Source organism: Pseudomonas sp. TWI628 (genome assembly GCF_039673865.1).
Lineage (GTDB): Bacteria > Pseudomonadota > Gammaproteobacteria > Pseudomonadales > Pseudomonadaceae > Aquipseudomonas.
Genome location: NZ_JBDJMM010000001.1, coordinates 26,132 through 42,517 on the forward strand (window position 1 = coordinate 26,132; position 16,386 = coordinate 42,517).

Below are 16,386 nucleotides of genomic sequence, written 5' to 3' on the forward strand. Positions count from 1 at the left end.
TTTACTCCTTCGCCTCGTTGCGGCCCAGGTGGAAGGCGGTGACGGCTGCAGCGAGCAGCAGCATCGACGCCAGTTCGACCACCAGCAGGTACGGGCCGAACAGGCTGATACCCACTTCTTTCGGGCTGACGGTGGTACCGCTGATGGCCGCGCCGCTTGGCGAGACGAACAGCACGTACAGCAGCTCCAGCAGCAGCAGGGCGCCCAGGATCACTGGCCCGGCCCAAATGCCGGGCTTGAGCCAGCCCCTTTCCTGGGCGACCGAGGCCGGCCCGAGGTTGAGCATCATCACCACGAAGACGAACAGCACCATGATGGCGCCAGCGTAGGCGATCACTTCCAGGGCGCCGGCGAACGGCGCACCCAGGGCGAAGAAGATCATGGCCACGGAAATCAGCGAAATGATCAGGTAAAGCAAGGCGTGCACGGGGTTGGTCCCGGTCACCACCCGAAGGGTGGAGACCACGGCGATCCCGGATGCGAAGTAGAAAGCGAATTCCATCTTTCGGTCCTTATGGGAGCAAGCTCTTCACGTTGATCGGCTCGGCTTCGTTCTGTGCAGAGCCCTTCGGCTTGCCAGCGATCGCCATACCCGCAACACGGTAGAAGTTGTAGTCAGGGTTTTTGCCGGGGCCGGAGATCAGCAGATCTTCTTTCTCGTACACCAGGTCCTGACGCTTGAACTCGGCCATTTCGAAATCCGGAGTCAGCTGGATCGCGGTGGTCGGGCACGCTTCTTCACACAGGCCGCAGAAGATGCAGCGCGAGAAGTTGATGCGGAAGAACTCCGGGTACCAGCGGCCGTCCTCGGTCTCGGCCTTCTGCAGCGAAATGCAGCCGACCGGGCAGGCCACCGCGCAGAGGTTGCACGCCACGCAGCGCTCCTCGCCATCGGGGTCGCGGGTGAGGACGATGCGGCCGCGGTAGCGCGGCGGCAGGTACACGGGTTCTTCGGGGTACTGCAGGGTGTCGCGCTTGCGGAACCCGTGGGAGAACACCATTGCCAGGCTGCGCAGCTGGGTGCCGGTGCCCTTAACGATGTCGCCGATATACTTGAACATGGGTCAAATCCTCACTGGGCCGCGACGGCTGGCGTGTTGTAGAGCACGATCGCAGCGGTCACCAGCAAATTGATCAGGGTCAGCGGCAGGCAGAACTTCCAGCTGAAGTCCATCACCTGGTCATAACGCGGGCGCGGGATCGAGGCGCGCAGCAGGATGAACAGCATGATGAAGAACGCGGTCTTCAGGGCGAACCACAGGAACGACAGTTGCGGCAGGATGCCGAACGGGCCGTGCCAGCCGCCGAAGAACAGGGTCACCAGCAGCGCCGAGATGAGGATGATGCCGATGTACTCACCGACGAAGAACATGCCCCATTTCATGCCGGCATACTCGATGTGGTAGCCGTCGGCCAGTTCCTGCTCCGCTTCCGGCTGGTCGAACGGGTGACGGTGAGTCACGGCGACGCCAGCGATGAAGAAGGTGCAGAAGCCGAAGAACTGCGGAATGATGAACCACAGGTTCTGGGCCTGGTATTCAACGATGTCGCGCATGTTGAACGAACCCACCTGCACCACCACGCCCATCAGCGCCAGGCCCAGGAACACTTCGTACGACACGGTCTGTGCCGAGGCACGCAAGCTGCCCAAGAGGGCGTACTTGTTGTTCGACGACCAGCCGGCGAACAGCACCGCGTAGACCGACAGGCCGGCCATGGCGAAGAAGAACAGCAGGCCGATGTTCAGGTCGGCGACGCCCCACAGCGGGGTGATCGGGATCACGCAGAAGGCGATCAGCAGGGCACTCATGGCCACGACCGGCGCCAGGGTGAAGATCATGCGATCGACGAAGGGCGGGTTCCAGTCTTCCTTGAAGAACATCTTCAGCATGTCGGCAGCGATCTGGAACATGCCGAACGGGCCGACGCGGTTCGGACCGTAACGGTCCTGCCACCAGCCCAGCAGGCGCCGCTCGACGAAGCTGAGCAGCGCGCCGCAGACCACCACCGCGAGCAGGACCACGACGGCCCGGACCACGGTGAGGATCACATCGATCACTTCGGGGGTGAACCAGCTCATTGTGCTGCCTCCTGCAGACCTTCGACGGATGCACCGAAGATGGCAGGCGGGATGCCGGCCAGGCCTTTGGGCAGGGCAACCAGGCCAGCGCCCAGTTCTTCATTGATGCGCAGCGGCAGGCGCAGGGCCACACCGGCAACGTTAAGGCTCAGCAGGGCGCCGTCGTTGACACCCAGGCGGTCGGCTTCGGACTTGGCCAGGGCCACGTAGGCGGCCGGGATGCGCTCCTGCACCGGGGCGGCGCGCGAGGAGGTCTCTTCGCTGCCGAACAGGTGGAAGAACGGCACTGCAGTCCAGCTGCCACGGGCCGGGTTGAAGGCGCCCGGGATGGCGTTGAACCAGTTCAGGCGATCGCCTTGCGATTCGATCAGGCGCACGCCTGGGTCACCGGCACGCAGGTGGCCACCGACCTCGTCCTGGAACTTGTTCCAGGCTTGCGGCGAGTTCCAGCCCGGCGACCAGGCGAACGGCACCTGCTGGCGCGGTTCGGCCGAACCCGAGTAGCCTTCCATGGAGAAGGCGAACGCGGTGTCCTTGTCCTGCGGGGTACGTGGCTCGTGCACGCTGATGTTGGCGCGCATGGCGGTACGGCCGGAGTAGCGCAGCGGCTCACGGGCCAGCTTCATGCCCTTGATGCGGAACGCGGCGCTTGGTGCGGCGTTGACGATGCCAGCCAGTTGCGGGGCAGCTTCGGCGCAGGCGCTGGTGACGTGGTCCAGTTGGGTCCAGTCGACCGGCTTGTTGAGCAGGGTGGCACGCAGGGCGTGCATCCAGCGCCAGCCTTCGTGCACCAGGATGCTGCTGTCCAGGTACTGCGGGTCGAACACCTGGAAGAAGCGCTGGGCGCGGCCTTCCTGGCTGACCAGGGTACCGTCGCCTTCGGCGAACGAGGCGGCCGGCAGCACCAGGTGGGCGCGGTCGACAGTGGCGGTCTTGGAGTGGTCGGCGACGATCACCACCTTGGCCGCGGCCAGGGCTGCGTCGACCTTGGCGGCCGCTACGCGGGCGTACAGGTCGTTTTCCAGCACGACGATGGCGTCGGCCTTGCCGCTGATGACGGCGTCCAGTGCGGCATCGACCGACTCGCCACCCAGCATGGCCAGGCCGAGGCTGTTGGCCTCAGGCACCACCAGGCTCAGCGAACCGTTCTTCTCGCGCAGCTTGAGGGCCTTGGCGATGTTGGCGGCGGCTTCGATCAGCGCCGGGTCGGCCAGCGAGGTACCGGCGATCACCAGTGGGCGTTTGGCGGCGACCAGGGCGTCGGCGATGCGCTGGGCCAGGGCCTTGGCTTCGTCGTCCAGGCCGGCGACTGCCGGTGCGCTCGGGTCGATGGCGTGGGCCACGGCGAAACCGATGCGGGCCAGGTCGGCGGGGGCCGCGTGCACGCATTCTTCGGCAACGTCGTCGAGCTTGGTTTCAGCCAGCGAGGCGATGAACAGCGGGTACAGCGCGTGCTGGCCGATGTTCTTCACGGCGGCATCGAGCCACGGCTGCACCTTCATGGCTTCGGCCATGGCCTCGGCCTTGCCTTTGGTGGACTGGCGCACGGCCAGGGCCACACGGGCAGCGGTCTGGGTCAGGTCTTCACCGAGCACGAACACGGCGTCGTGGTCTTCGATGTCGCGCAGGGTCGGCACTGGCAGCGGGCTGTTGTTCAGCACGTTCAGGGCCAGGCGCACGCGGGCCAGTTCGCCAGCTTCCATACCGGAGTAGAAGTAGTCGGCGCCGACCAACTCACGCAGGCCGTAGTTGCTTTCGAGGCTGGCGCGTGGCGAGCCGATACCGACGATGGTGCGGCCGCGCAGCAGGTCGGCGGCCTTGTCCAGGGCGGCGTCCAGGCTCAGCTTGGTGCCGTCGGCCAGGTGTGGCTGGCGCGGGCGGTCCTTGCGGTTGACGTAGCCGTAGCCGAAGCGGCCGCGGTCACACAGGAAGTACTGGTTGACCGAACCGTTGAAGCGGTTCTCGATGCGACGCAGTTCGCCATAGCGCTCGCCCGGGCTGATGTTGCAGCCGCTGGAGCAACCGTGGCAGATGCTTGGGGCAAACTGCATGTCCCACTTGCGGTTGTAGCGCTCGGAGTGGGTCTTGTCGGTGAACACGCCGGTCGGGCAGACCTCGGTCAGGTTGCCGGAGAACTCGCTTTCCAGCACGCCGTCTTCGACGCGGCCGAAGTACACGTTGTCGTGGGCGCCGTACACGCCCAGGTCGGTACCACCGGCATAGTCCTTGTAGTAGCGCACGCAGCGGTAGCAGGCGATGCAGCGGTTCATCTCATGGGCGATGAACGGGCCGAGGTCCTGGTTCTGGTGGGTACGCTTGGTGAAACGGTAGCGGCGCTCGTTGTGGCCGGTCATTACCGTCATGTCCTGCAGGTGGCAGTGACCGCCTTCCTCGCACACCGGGCAGTCGTGCGGGTGGTTGGTCATCAGCCATTCGACGACGCTGGCGCGGAACGCCTTGGACTCGTCATCGTCGATGGAGATCCAGGTGCCGTCGGAGGCAGGGGTCATGCAGGACATGACGATACGACCACGGGTGTCGTTCTCGTCGGTGTACTGCTTGACCGCACATTGCCGGCAGGCGCCGACGCTACCGAGCGCCGGGTGCCAGCAGAAATAAGGGATGTCGAGGCCGAGTGACAGACACGCCTGTAACAGGTTGTCCGCACCGTTGACTTCGAGCGCTTTGCCGTCTACGTGGATAGTGGCCATTGTTCAAAGTTCTTCGTTGGCCCGCGTGAGCGGGCGTGGCTAATGGAAATCGGTGAGCTTGCGACACGCCACGATCGCTCGGGCCTGCCGGCAAGCTGGCGAGTGGCACCGGCCACCCGCCTAATCATCTTGTTATGCGCCGACCACGATCGGCTTCGCCAGGTTCGGGCGCAAAGCATCACCAGCACCCGCTGGAGCGACACCTGCCTCGAACTCCGAGCGGAAGTATTTGATGGCACTGCCCAATGGCTCGACGGCACCCGGTGCGTGAGCACAGAAGGTACGGCCTGGGCCGAGGAAGTTGACCAGCCCCAGCAGCGTCTCGATGTCTTCTGCGCGGCCCTGGCCTTTCTCCAGTGCGCGCAGCATCTTCACGCTCCACGGCAGGCCGTCACGGCATGGCGTGCACCAGCCGCACGACTCGCGGGCAAAGAACTCTTCCATGTTGCGCAGCAGTGAGACCATGTTGATGCTGTCGTCGACCGCCATGGCCAAACCGGTACCCATACGGGTGCCGACCTTGGCGATGCCACCGGCGTACATCTGTGCGTCGAGGTGCTCGGGCAGCAGGAAGCCGGTACCGGCGCCGCCTGGCTGCCAGCACTTGAGCTTGAAGCCGTCGCGCATGCCACCGGCGTAGTCTTCGAACAGCTCACGGGCGGTGACGCCGAACGGCAGTTCCCACAGGCCCGGGTTCTTCACCTTGCCGGAGAAGCCCATCAGCTTGGTGCCGTGGTCTTCGCTGCCTTCACGGGCCAGCGACTTGTACCAGTCGTTGCCGTTGGCGACGATGGCCGGAACGTTGCACAGGGTTTCGACGTTGTTCACGCAAGTCGGCTTGCCCCAGACGCCAACGGCGGCAGGGAAGGGCGGCTTGGAGCGCGGGTTGGCGCGACGGCCTTCCAGCGAGTTGATCAGTGCGGTTTCTTCACCGCAGATGTAGCGCCCGGCACCGGTGTGCACGAACAGCTCGAAATCAAAGCCGCTGCCGAGGATGTTCTTGCCCAGCAGGCCGGCGGCCTTGGCTTCGTCGATGGCGCGGTTGAGGTTCTTCGCCGCGGTGGTGTATTCGCCACGCAGGAAGATGTAGCCACGGTAGGCCTTCAGGGCGCGGGCGCTGATCAGCATGCCCTCGACCAGCAGATGGGGCTGTTGCTCCATCAGCATGCGGTCCTTCCAGGTGTTCGGCTCCATTTCGTCCGCGTTGCACAGCAGGTAGCGGATGTTCATGGATTCGTCTTTGGGCATCAGGCCCCACTTCACGCCAGTGGGGAAGCCTGCGCCACCACGGCCCTTGAGGCCGGAGTCCTTGACGCTTTGCACGATGTCGTCGGCGGACATGTCGGCCAGTGCCTTGCGGGCAGCGGCGTAGCCGTTCTTCGACTGGTACTCGGCCAGCCAGACCGGCTCGCCGTCGTCACGCAGGCGCCAGGTCAGCGGGTGGGTTTCGGCCGAACGCGCGATGCGGTTGGCCGGGCCGAAGGAAGTAATGGTCATACGTAACCCTCCAGCAGTTTGGAAACGCCAGCCGGCTGCACGTCACCGAAGGTGTCGTCGTCGATCATCAGCGCCGGGGCCTTGTCGCAGTTGCCCAGGCAGCACACCGGCAGCAGGGTGAAACGCCCGTCTGCGGTGGTCTGGCCGAGGCCGATGCCCAGTTCGCTCTGGATCTGGCTGACCACCGATTCGTGGCCGCCGATGTAGCAGACCATGCTGTCGCACACGCGGATGATGTGGCGGCCAACCGGCTGACGGAAGATCTGGCTGTAGAAGGTGGCCACACCCTCGACATCGCTGGCCGGGATGCCCAGCACTTCGCCGATGGCGTGGATGGCGCCGTCCGGCACCCAGCCACGTTCCTTCTGGACGATCTTCAGGGCTTCGATGGACGCCGCGCGCGGGTCCTCGTAGTGATGCATTTCGTGCTCGATGGCCGAGCGCTCGGTTTCGCTCAGGGCGAAACGGTCTGTCTGGATAAGCGTGCTGTTCATGCTTAGCGGTCCACGTCAGCCATAACGAAGTCGATACTGCCCAGGTACGCAATGAGGTCGGCGACCATGCTGCCTTTGATCACCGAAGGGATCTGCTGCAGGTGCGGGTAGCTCGGGGTACGGATCCGGGTGCGGTAGCTCATGGTGCCGCCATCGCTCGTCAGGTAGTAACTGTTGATGCCCTTGGTCGCCTCGATCATCTGGAACGACTCGTTGGCCGGCATGACCGGGCCCCACGAGACTTGCAGGAAGTGCGTGATCAGGGTCTCGATGTGCTGCAGGGTGCGCTCTTTCGGCGGCGGCGTGGTCAGCGGGTGATCCGCCTTGTACGGGCCTTCCGGCATGTTGCGCAGGCACTGGTCGATGATGCGGATACTCTGGCGCATCTCCTCGACACGGACCATGCAGCGATCGTAGGCATCGCCGTTGTGGGCCAGCGGTACTTCGAACTCGAAGTTCTCGTAGCCGGAGTAGGGGCGGGCTTTACGCAGGTCGAAGTCGCAACCGGTGGCGCGCAGGCCGGCACCGGTGGTGCCCCATTCCAGGGCTTCCTTGGTGTTGTACGCGGCAACGCCAATGGTACGGCCCTTGAGGATGCTGTTCTGCAGGGCAGCCTTGGTGTATTCGTCGAGGCGCTTGGGCAGCCATTCGACGAAGTCCTTGACCAGCTTGTCCCAGCCGCGGGGCAGGTCGTGGGCGACGCCACCGATGCGGTACCAGGCCGGGTGCAGGCGGAAGCCGGTGATCGCTTCGATCACGGTATACGCGCGCTGGCGGTCGGTGAAGGTGAAGAACACCGGGGTCATGGCGCCGACGTCCTGGATGTAGGTACCCAGGAACAGCAGGTGGCTGGTGATGCGGAAGAACTCGGCCAGCATGATGCGAATCACGTCGACCTTCTGTGGCACCTGAATGCCGGCCAGCTTCTCGACCGCGAGCACGTACGGCAGGTTGTTCATCACCCCGCCGAGGTAGTCGATACGGTCGGTGTAGGGGATGAAGCTGTGCCAGGACTGGCGCTCGGCCATTTTTTCGGCACCACGGTGGTGGTAGCCGATGTCCGGTACGCAATCGACGATCTCTTCACCGTCCAGCTGCAGGACGATACGGAAGGCACCGTGGGCCGAAGGGTGGTTCGGGCCGAGGTTGAGGAACATGTAGTCCTCGTTGGCGCCCTGACGCTTCATGCCCCAGGCTTCCGGGTTGAAACGCGCCGATTCCTCTTCAAGCTGCTGCTTGGCCAGGGTCAGGCTGTAGGGGTCGAACTCGGTGGCGCGGGCAGGGTAGTCCTTGCGCAGCGGGTGACCTTCCCAGGTCGGCGGCATCATGATGCGGCTGAGGTGCGGGTGGCCGGCAAAGTCGATGCCGAACATGTCCCAGACTTCGCGCTCGTACCAGTTGGCGTTTGGCCAGATGCCGGTGACGGTTGGCAGGTTCAGGTCGCCTTCGCTGAGCGACACCTTGATCATCACGTCGCTGTTACGCTCGACCGACAGCAGGTGGTAGAACACGCTGAAATCGGCGGCTGGCAGGCCACGGCGCTGGGTGCGCAGGCGCTCGTCGACGCCGTGCAGGTCGTACAGCATGCTGTACGGTTTGGCCACGCCGCGCAGGAAGCTGAGCACTTCCTTGAGCTGGGCGCGCTTGACCCACAGCACGGGCATGCCGGTGCGGGTTTCCTGGGCGACGAATGCGTCGGCGCCAAAACGGTTGTGCAGTTCGACGACCACATCCTGGTCGTCAGCCTTGTAGGGCGGAATGAAAATAGCGTTGTCCGCTGTCATGGTCTCGGTCGCTTTGGGTCAGCGTTAAGAATGAAGCCAGGCCGCCGGCTCCTTCGGGAGCGGGCGGCAGGTCGCTGGATCAGACTTCGTCGGGGCTGCGCAGGTTGGTTACCGCAATGCGCTGTTCACGACGCAAGTCTTTCTGGGCTGGCATCTCGGCACGGTAAATGCCTTGATCACCAACCACCCAGGAAAGCGGGCGTCGTTCTTGGCCGATCGACTCCTGCAGCAGCATCAAGCCTTGCAGGAAAGCCTCAGGGCGTGGCGGGCAGCCAGGCACATAGACGTCCACGGGGAGGAACTTGTCGACCCCCTGAACGACCGAGTAGATGTCGTACATGCCACCGGAGTTGGCGCACGAACCCATGGAGATGACCCACTTCGGCTCGAGCATCTGCTCGTACAGGCGCTGGATGATCGGCGCCATTTTGACGAAGCAGGTACCGGCGATGACCATGAAGTCGGCCTGACGCGGCGAGGCCCGGATGACTTCGGCGCCGAAGCGGGCGATGTCGTGGGGTGCCGTGAAGGCCGTGGTCATTTCCACGTAGCAGCAGGACAGGCCGAAGTTGTACGGCCAGAGGGAGTTCTTGCGACCCCAGTTGACCGCGCCACGCATCACATCTTCAAGCTTGCCCATGAAGATGTTCTTGTGGACCTGGTCCTCGAGCAGCTGGTCGGTGACGGTTTCCCGATCACCTACCGGGTATTGCTCGTTGGGCGCATCCGGATCGATTCTGGTGAGATTGTATTGCATTGCCAAAGCCTCATTGTTTCAGCTTCGCTTGCCGCTTGCGGCGACCTTCGGGTGCCCAGTCAAGAGCTCCGACGCGCCATAGGTAGACAAGACCAGCCAACAGAATTGCTATGAAAACGAGTGCTTCGACGAATCCGGTCCAGCCACTTTCTCGGACGGACACAGACCATGCATACAGGAATAGGGCTTCGATATCGAAGATCACGAACAGCATCGCGACCAGATAGAATTTGGCGGACAGGCGCAGGCGGGCGCTACCGACGGGCAGCATGCCGGATTCGAAGGGTTCGTTCTTGGCGCGGCCCCAGGCCTTGCTACCGAGCAGGCTGGAGAGGCCGAGCATGAAGGCACACAGGCCGACGACACCCAGAAGGAAGATGGCAAAGCCCCAGTTGTGGGCGATGAGTCCTGCCGAATCGGACATGCTAGAAATCCTTATACAGAGACCCAGCTCTGCAGTCTGAAATAAGTAGAGCGGCGACGTGGTGTCGCAGGTGCAGTGACCAAATGTCGCAGCTGAATCAATCGCGCTGATTTTATGGGTAAACCCGGTGCAAGTAAAATTTCCGTTGCAAATTTATTCGTAGGATTTAGAACAATACCCGCTCCTAACTGGCTGAAAGCCTTGAGATTCGGGCATTGCATGCGGTTTTGTTAATTATGTTTCTTGCGACTGGTAACGAATTACAAGCTTCGTAATGATAATTAATATCATTTGATCTGATGCCTTTGATTTTGGCTGTTCTGTGCCTTGTAAAGTTCATCTGCAGATTCCCCCTACTTGTAAATGCGAAAGACTCGTGTTCTAGCAGCTTCCGACGCCGCGCGCACCGCTCTGGGTCAATACTTTATCGGTTGCGCGATGACGGGCTGACGAAGCGATCGCCCACTGGCCGAGCCAGTAGGCGAGGATGATCAGGTACGGCGCGGCAGCGAACGGGCTGACGAAGCGGTCGATGCCGATCAGGCTGTCGGAGAACACGAACAGGCAGGCGCCCAATGCGGCAACACCGCCGCAGGCCAGGGCGCGCCAGAGCATGGCGCTGATCGCCAGTGCGTAGACCGACACCGGGAGCAGCAGCGGGCCAAGGCCGTGGCTGGCAAGCACGCCGAACAGGGTGATGCCGGTGATGGCGCTCAACAGCAGTGCGGGCAGGGCGAGGCGCGTGGTCTTGCCGCAATAGGCGCGCAGGTAGGCCAGGTGGGCACAGAGGAAGGCGGCCAGGCCGAATACGAACAGGTCGGCAGGGATTGCCAGGAGGATGTCGCCGAGTACCGAAAAGGCCAGGCCAAGGGTGATCCAGCGGCGATAGGGGGTGACGGGGGCTGTGTATAGCCAGGCCATCAACGCCATGACTGGAATGGGCTTGGCCAGCAGGCCGAGCAGGGCGTTGTCGCTGGCCAGTGCATATATATAGAGGGCAGCGGCGGCCAGGGCGAGCATCATCAGGTGGCTTGGACGGGGCATGGGCGGTCCTTGCTGCTGGGCTGCCAGAAGCATAGCCCTTATCGCGAATTCTGCTTTGTCTATAGCCGCGACAGGGCCGGTACAGCAAAAACAAAGGCCCGGGGCTTTGGCAAGCCCCGGGCCTCGGTCAGCAACCCACTATCAGTGGAACTGCTCTTCCTCGGTCGAACCGGTCAGCGCAGTCACCGACGAAGCGCCACCCTGAATCACAGTGGTCATGTCGTCGAAGTAGCCGGTGCCGACTTCCTGCTGGTGCGCCACGAAGGTGTAGCCCTTGCTGGCGTCAGCGAATTCCTGCTCCTGCAGCTTCACATAGGCGGTCATGTCATTGCGGGCGTAGTCGTGCGCCAGGTTGAACATGCCGTGCCACATGTTGTGGATGCCGGCCAGGGTGATGAACTGGTGCTTGTAGCCCATCGCCGACAGCTCGCGCTGGAACTTGGCGATGGTCGCGTCGTCCAGGTTCTTCTTCCAGTTGAAGGAAGGCGAGCAGTTGTACGATAGGATCTGGTCCGGGTACTCCTTCTTGATGGCTTCGGCGAAGCGACGGGCTTCGTCGAGGTCCGGCTTGGCGGTTTCGCACCAGATCAGGTCAGCGTACGGGGCGTAGGCCAGGCCGCGGGCGATGGCCTGGTCGAGGCCGGCGCGCACTTTGTAGAAGCCTTCGCGGGTACGCTCGCCGATCACGAACGGCTGGTCGTACGGGTCGCAGTCGCTGGTCAGCAGGTCAGCGGCGTTGGCGTCGGTGCGGGCCAGGATGATGGTTGGCACACCCGAAACGTCGGCTGCCAGGCGCGCGGCCACCAGCTTCTGCACGGCTTCCTGGGTCGGCACCAGTACCTTGCCACCCATGTGGCCACATTTTTTCACCGAGGCCAGCTGGTCTTCGAAGTGCACGCCGGCGGCGCCCGCTTCGATCATGTTCTTCATCAGTTCGTAGGCGTTCAGCACGCCACCGAAACCGGCTTCGGCGTCGGCCACGATCGGTGCGAAGTAGTCGATGTAGCCTTCATCGCCTGGGTTCTTGCCCGCTTTCCACTGGATCTGGTCGGCGCGGCGGAACGCGTTGTTGATGCGCTTGACCACGGTCGGTACCGAGTCGACCGGGTACAGCGACTGGTCAGGGTACATGGACTCGGCCGAGTTGTTGTCGGCGGCCACCTGCCAGCCAGACAGGTAGATGGCCTGGATGCCGGCCTTGACCTGCTGCACTGCCTGGCCACCGGTCAGGGCGCCCATGCAGTTGACGAAATCTTTTTCTGGGCGGAAGGACGGGTGGGCACCTTCGGTGACCAGCTTCCACAGTTTTTCTGCACCCTGGCGGGCAAAGGTGTGCTCAGGTTGCACGGAGCCACGCAGGCGAACGACATCAGCGGCGGTGTAGGTACGGGTCACGCCTTTCCAGCGCGGGTTCTCGGCCCAGTCTTTCTCGAGGGCTGCAATTTGCTGTTCGCGTGTCAGTGCCATGGAAATAAACCTCGTCGCATCGATCTTGGGTTAATTGTGCTGATGCTCGGGGCCGATCAGGGACCTGGCGGCTGTCCTGTCCGGGGGAAGGCGGCGGCGAACGCGAAGGCTCGAAGGGGAAGGTGGTGCAGGTCAGGCGCAAGTGTGCTCCGGCAGGTCGGCTCGTGGTTGCCTTGCTGCGGTGCTACGCGATTGCCAGAACTGCGGTGATGCGCTTCCGTCCCTCGGGACAACTTCTTCGTTGCAGTCGCAATCCCGTCGAACCGCCTTGTGGGCCGTATAGACACGAGGTGCCTCCAGGGGTGGCAGGAGTACGCCTCGAAGGCCCTTGCCAGGGCCCCTGATTAGCGGGAGCGAGGCCATCATGCCCTTGGGAAAAAGACCCTGTCAATTGCTTTGTAGTGCTTTTTTTCACTTACTACATCTTTGGTCTAATGCGACTTGGCGGTCAGTTTCAAGGCCTTTGGTCGAGGCCTTGAATTGCCTGGGATCAGTCCAGAAGGTCGACTTTGACGCGCAAAGTCATGTTTTCACCCCGTTGCGTGCTGTAAGTGCGGCTAGAGGGGTTGCGGTCGGCTTGGCTCTGCTGGTTGTAGCCGGCCAGGGTGATCCACTCGCCGAGCCTGCCAGTGATTGTCGTGTCGGTACTTTGCACTTTCACTACATCAGCACGTTCCTGGCTCACTCGGTCATTATTGGTGCTTATTTGCAGACGAACCGTGTCACCGCTCAGGCTTGGCGTAACGTAGAAACCCTGGGTCACATTGCGGTACTCGGTGTCGCTCTGGATGCGCCCGTAGCCGTCGGTGCTGGTACTGGTGATCGGGATGCTCTGGCCGATCTGGATCAGTGCCGGTTGACCTTCGCTGGCCTGGATTTGCTGCAAACCGCCGTCGCGGTTGCTGGTGCCGTAGCGGATAACCTGGCCGTTGCCGCGGTTGTCCTGGTAATTGCTGTCGTTGTTGTCGACGCTGATCAGCAGGCGCTTGGGCGCGGTGTCCAGCTGTTGCAGCAGGGTGCGCAGGTCATCGATGCGCTCGGGGCTGGCATTGACGATCAGCTTGTTCTCGAAGGCGCTGACCGTGCCGTCGCGGCCGATGAAGGCCTGGGCGGCGGGCAACAGTTCGGCGCTGCTGCGATGCTGCAGGGGCACCACCTCGGTGGCGGCCTGGGCAGTGAGGCTGGCGGCCAGCAGCAGGGCAGTGAAGAGGGGGCGTAGCGGCATGTCCATGATCTCCGCAGATGGAATCAACATGATGGCAAATTTGTCAGGTGTTTGCCGGGCCTGGATCACAGCTGTCCGTATGCATGGCTGCCATGGAAGGGGAGAAGGGTGTTTTATCTCATTTTATCTTGTAGGCTATAAATTATAGTTGTGAAGATAATTTAGGATAATGGCATGTCACCCTCCCGTCCGCTGCTGCGTCGCGATCAGTTGGCCAAAGCCCTGGCCCAGGACCTCGCCGGCGAGTCGTTGGTCGATTACAGCTCGGGTATGTTCCTGGCTGCACCTCGGCGTACCGGCAAGAGCACCTTCCTCAACAACGACTTCATCCCCGAGTGCGTGCAGCGTGGCTGGCTGCCGGTGTATGTCGACCTGTGGTCGGACCGCGACGCCGCTCCGGCCGACCTGATCAGCGGCGCGATCGGCACAGCCCTGGGTAGTTTCCAGAGTGCGCTGGCCAAGGCCGCGAAGAAGGCCGGCATCGACAAGATCAACCTGCTGCGCACCCTCAGCTGGGACTTCACTCGCCCGCAACTGCCCGCCGGCACCACCCTGGCCCAGGCGCTGGCGGTGCTGCACCAGGTATCAGGGCAGATGGTGGTATTGATCATCGATGAAGCACAGCACGCGCTCAACAGCGAAGACGGCCTCAATGCCATGTTCGCCCTCAAGGCGGCGCGTGACCACCTCAATCGCGGGGACCGCCCGGACGGTCTGCGCCTGGTGTTTACCGGCTCCAGCCGTGACAAGCTCGCCAACCTGGTGCTCAAGAGCAAGCAGCCATTATTCGGTGTCAGCATCACTCCGTTCCCTCTGCTTGGGCGCGAGTATGTCGGCTTCATTACCGAGCTGTGGAACCGCCGACTGGCCGACAGCAATCAGTTCAAACCCGATGATTTGGAATACGCCTTCGAGCTGGTGGGACGGCGGCCGGAAATGCTCAACAACTTGCTGGCCGAGGTCAGTGTGGGGTTGGGCGAGGCGGCCAACCTGGGCGAGTTGTTGCGCACTGGGGCGCTTAATCACCAGGCCGGGGTATGGAGTGACTACGAAAGTGCCTGTAGCGAGCTGTCACCCTTGCAACGGGCTGTGCTTGAAGTCATGGCCGAACGCGCACACGGGCGGCAGCCATTCTCGCCGTTCACCGAGCAGACCTTGATCGATGTCGCGCGCAAGCTGGAGCAGGCCGGGGCCGACGTCAACGCCAGCACGCCCAATGTGCAGAAGGCCCTGGATGCCCTGCGCGACAAGGAACTGGTATGGAAGGCCAACCGAGGCGAGTATGCCCTGGAGGACGCGTCCATGGCGCAGTGGCTGACCCGCGCAGGCCGATGACACGCCTTTCTGTGGCCGCTGTCAGACAATTTCCGTAACATCGCGCCCCTTGTTTTTGTACCGTCCGCCCGGACAGCACCACAGGATGCCCATGAAACCCGCCCGACTACGTGCCGACCTGCTCGCCGGCCTGACCACTTCGTTCGCCCTGGTGCCCGAGTGCATCGCCTTCGCCCTGGTGGCCCACCTCAATCCATTGATGGGCCTGTATGGCGCCTTCATCATCTGCACCCTGACGGCGCTGTTCGGCGGCCGCCCCGGGATGATTTCCGGTGCTGCGGGCTCCATGGCGGTGGTGATCGTTGCCTTGGTGGTGCAGCACGGTGTGCAATACCTGCTGGCCACAGTCCTGTTGGGCGGGGTGGTGATGATCCTGTTCGGCCTGCTGCGTTTGGGCAAACTGGTGCGGCTGGTGCCGTACCCGGTGATGCTCGGCTTCGTCAACGGCCTGGCGATCGTCATCGCCCTGGCCCAGCTCGAGCACTTCAAGGACGGTGGGCACTGGCTCAGTGGCGCACCGCTGTACCTGATGATCGGCCTGGTGGCGCTGACCATGCTGGTGGTCTACGTGTTGCCCAAACTGACCCGTGCGGTGCCGCCGGCGCTGGTGGCGATTCTCGGGGTTGGCGTGCTGGTGTATATGCTCGACCTGCCGACCCGCACCCTCGGTGACATGGCGCACATCGCCGGTGGCCTGCCGCAGTTGGCGCTGCCAGCGGTGCCGTGGAACCTGGAAACCCTGAAGATCATCGCCCCGTACGCGGTGCTGATGGCCATGGTCGGCCTGCTGGAAACCCTGCTGACCCTCAACCTCACCGATGAAATCACCGAAAGCCGCGGCTACCCGGACCGCGAATGCGTGGCCCTGGGTGCCGCCAACATGATTTCCGGCCTGTGCGGTGGCATGGGCGGCTGCGCGATGATCGGCCAGACTGTGATCAACCTCAGTTCCAATGGCCGTGGCCGGTTGTCGGGGGTAGTGGCCGGAGTGATGATCCTGCTGTTCGTACTGTTCCTGTCACCGCTGATCGAGCGCATTCCGCTGGCGGCGCTGGTCGGGGTGATGTTCGTGGTGGCCCAGCAGACCTTTGCCTGGGCCTCGCTGCGGGTGCTGCACAAGGTGCCGGTGAGCGATGTGCTGGCGATCATCGCGGTGACCGTGGTGACGGTGTTCACCGACCTGGCTGCGGCGGTGCTGTTCGGTATCGTCATCGCGGCCGTGAACTTTGCCTGGCAGCATGCCCGCGAGCTGTATGCCGACAGCCACGAGGACGGCGAAGGCGGCAAGCGTTACCAGGTGCATGGCACGCTGTTCTTCGCCTCGACCATGCCGTTTCTCAATCAGTTCGACCCGGCCAATGACCCGGCCAAGGTTACCCTCGATTGCCAGCATTTGAGCTTTGTCGATTATTCGGCGATTGCGGCGTTGAAGACCTTGCGTGAGCGTTATGCCAAGGCGGGCAAGCACTTGCGCGTGGTGCACCTGTCGGAGCGTTGCAAGAAGCTGCTCAAGCGGGCTGGTGAGCAGCACTGAAGATGTGTGCTGCCTGTGCCGGCCTCTTGCCGGC

At 63.0% G+C, this 16,386-nt stretch carries 14 protein-coding genes; 2 read left to right on the forward strand and 12 right to left on the reverse strand.

What is annotated here, in order from left to right; all coding sequences use genetic code 11:
* Position 1: 1 nt before the first annotated feature.
* The 12 genes from nuoJ to ABE528_RS00210 form a co-directional block, all read right to left on the reverse strand.
* The gene (gene nuoJ / locus ABE528_RS00155) at positions 2-502 is read right to left on the reverse strand and encodes an NADH-quinone oxidoreductase subunit J (protein WP_152957153.1); all 501 of its coding nucleotides are present in this window, start codon (positions 500-502) and stop codon (positions 2-4) included.
* A 10-nt stretch (positions 503-512) separates the two neighbouring features.
* Entirely contained in the window at positions 513-1,061 is a 549-nt protein-coding gene (nuoI, locus tag ABE528_RS00160; RefSeq protein WP_003251442.1) for an NADH-quinone oxidoreductase subunit NuoI, read from the reverse strand.
* Between the two features lie 11 nt (positions 1,062-1,072).
* Positions 1,073-2,080: an NADH-quinone oxidoreductase subunit NuoH gene (nuoH, locus tag ABE528_RS00165; protein WP_027920602.1), complete on the reverse strand. Its 1,008-nt coding sequence runs from the start codon at positions 2,078-2,080 to the stop codon at positions 1,073-1,075.
* Entirely contained in the window at positions 2,077-4,791 is a 2,715-nt protein-coding gene (nuoG, locus tag ABE528_RS00170; protein WP_346651806.1) for an NADH-quinone oxidoreductase subunit NuoG, read from the reverse strand. Before nuoG ends, nuoH begins: the two co-directional genes overlap by 4 nt.
* A 132-nt stretch (positions 4,792-4,923) precedes the next feature.
* Positions 4,924-6,288, reverse strand: a complete 1,365-nt coding sequence (nuoF, locus tag ABE528_RS00175) for an NADH-quinone oxidoreductase subunit NuoF (protein ID WP_152957151.1) — start codon at positions 6,286-6,288, stop codon at positions 4,924-4,926.
* Positions 6,285-6,782, reverse strand: a complete 498-nt coding sequence (gene nuoE, locus ABE528_RS00180) for an NADH-quinone oxidoreductase subunit NuoE (RefSeq protein WP_003251433.1) — start codon at positions 6,780-6,782, stop codon at positions 6,285-6,287. The genes nuoF and nuoE overlap by 4 nt, the downstream gene beginning before the upstream one ends.
* Before the next feature lie 2 nt (positions 6,783-6,784).
* Positions 6,785-8,566 carry an NADH-quinone oxidoreductase subunit C/D gene (gene nuoC, locus ABE528_RS00185; RefSeq protein ID WP_027920599.1) on the reverse strand — a complete coding sequence of 594 codons (1,782 nt, stop codon included), beginning with the start codon at positions 8,564-8,566 and terminating at the stop codon, positions 6,785-6,787.
* A gap of 79 nt (positions 8,567-8,645) precedes the next feature.
* Positions 8,646-9,323, reverse strand: coding sequence for an NADH-quinone oxidoreductase subunit B (locus tag ABE528_RS00190; RefSeq protein ID WP_027920598.1), 678 nt, complete (start codon positions 9,321-9,323; stop codon positions 8,646-8,648).
* A 10-nt stretch (positions 9,324-9,333) separates the two neighbouring features.
* Complete coding sequence (locus ABE528_RS00195; RefSeq protein WP_011534614.1) at positions 9,334-9,747, reverse strand: NADH-quinone oxidoreductase subunit A; 414 nt, start codon at positions 9,745-9,747, stop codon at positions 9,334-9,336.
* 381 nt (positions 9,748-10,128) lie between these two features.
* On the reverse strand, positions 10,129-10,791 hold the full coding sequence (locus ABE528_RS00200; RefSeq protein WP_152957149.1) for a lysoplasmalogenase: 663 nt from the start codon (positions 10,789-10,791) through the stop codon (positions 10,129-10,131).
* 141 nt (positions 10,792-10,932) lie between these two features.
* Positions 10,933-12,258 (reverse strand): isocitrate lyase, encoded by a 1,326-nt coding sequence (aceA, locus tag ABE528_RS00205; protein WP_009684219.1) that lies wholly within the window; start codon positions 12,256-12,258, stop codon positions 10,933-10,935.
* A gap of 490 nt (positions 12,259-12,748) precedes the next feature.
* Positions 12,749-13,513 carry a secretin N-terminal domain-containing protein gene (locus tag ABE528_RS00210; RefSeq protein ID WP_346651807.1) on the reverse strand — a complete coding sequence of 255 codons (765 nt, stop codon included), beginning with the start codon at positions 13,511-13,513 and terminating at the stop codon, positions 12,749-12,751.
* A 144-nt stretch (positions 13,514-13,657) separates the two neighbouring features.
* On the opposite strand from ABE528_RS00210, the gene ABE528_RS00215 reads away from it, so the two are divergent.
* A complete protein-coding gene (locus ABE528_RS00215) occupies positions 13,658-14,818 on the forward strand; it encodes a hypothetical protein (RefSeq protein WP_346651808.1) in 1,161 nt (386 codons plus the stop codon).
* A 91-nt stretch (positions 14,819-14,909) separates the two neighbouring features.
* Positions 14,910-16,352: a SulP family inorganic anion transporter gene (locus tag ABE528_RS00220; protein ID WP_152957146.1), complete on the forward strand. Its 1,443-nt coding sequence runs from the start codon at positions 14,910-14,912 to the stop codon at positions 16,350-16,352.
* Positions 16,353-16,386 lie beyond the last annotated feature (34 nt).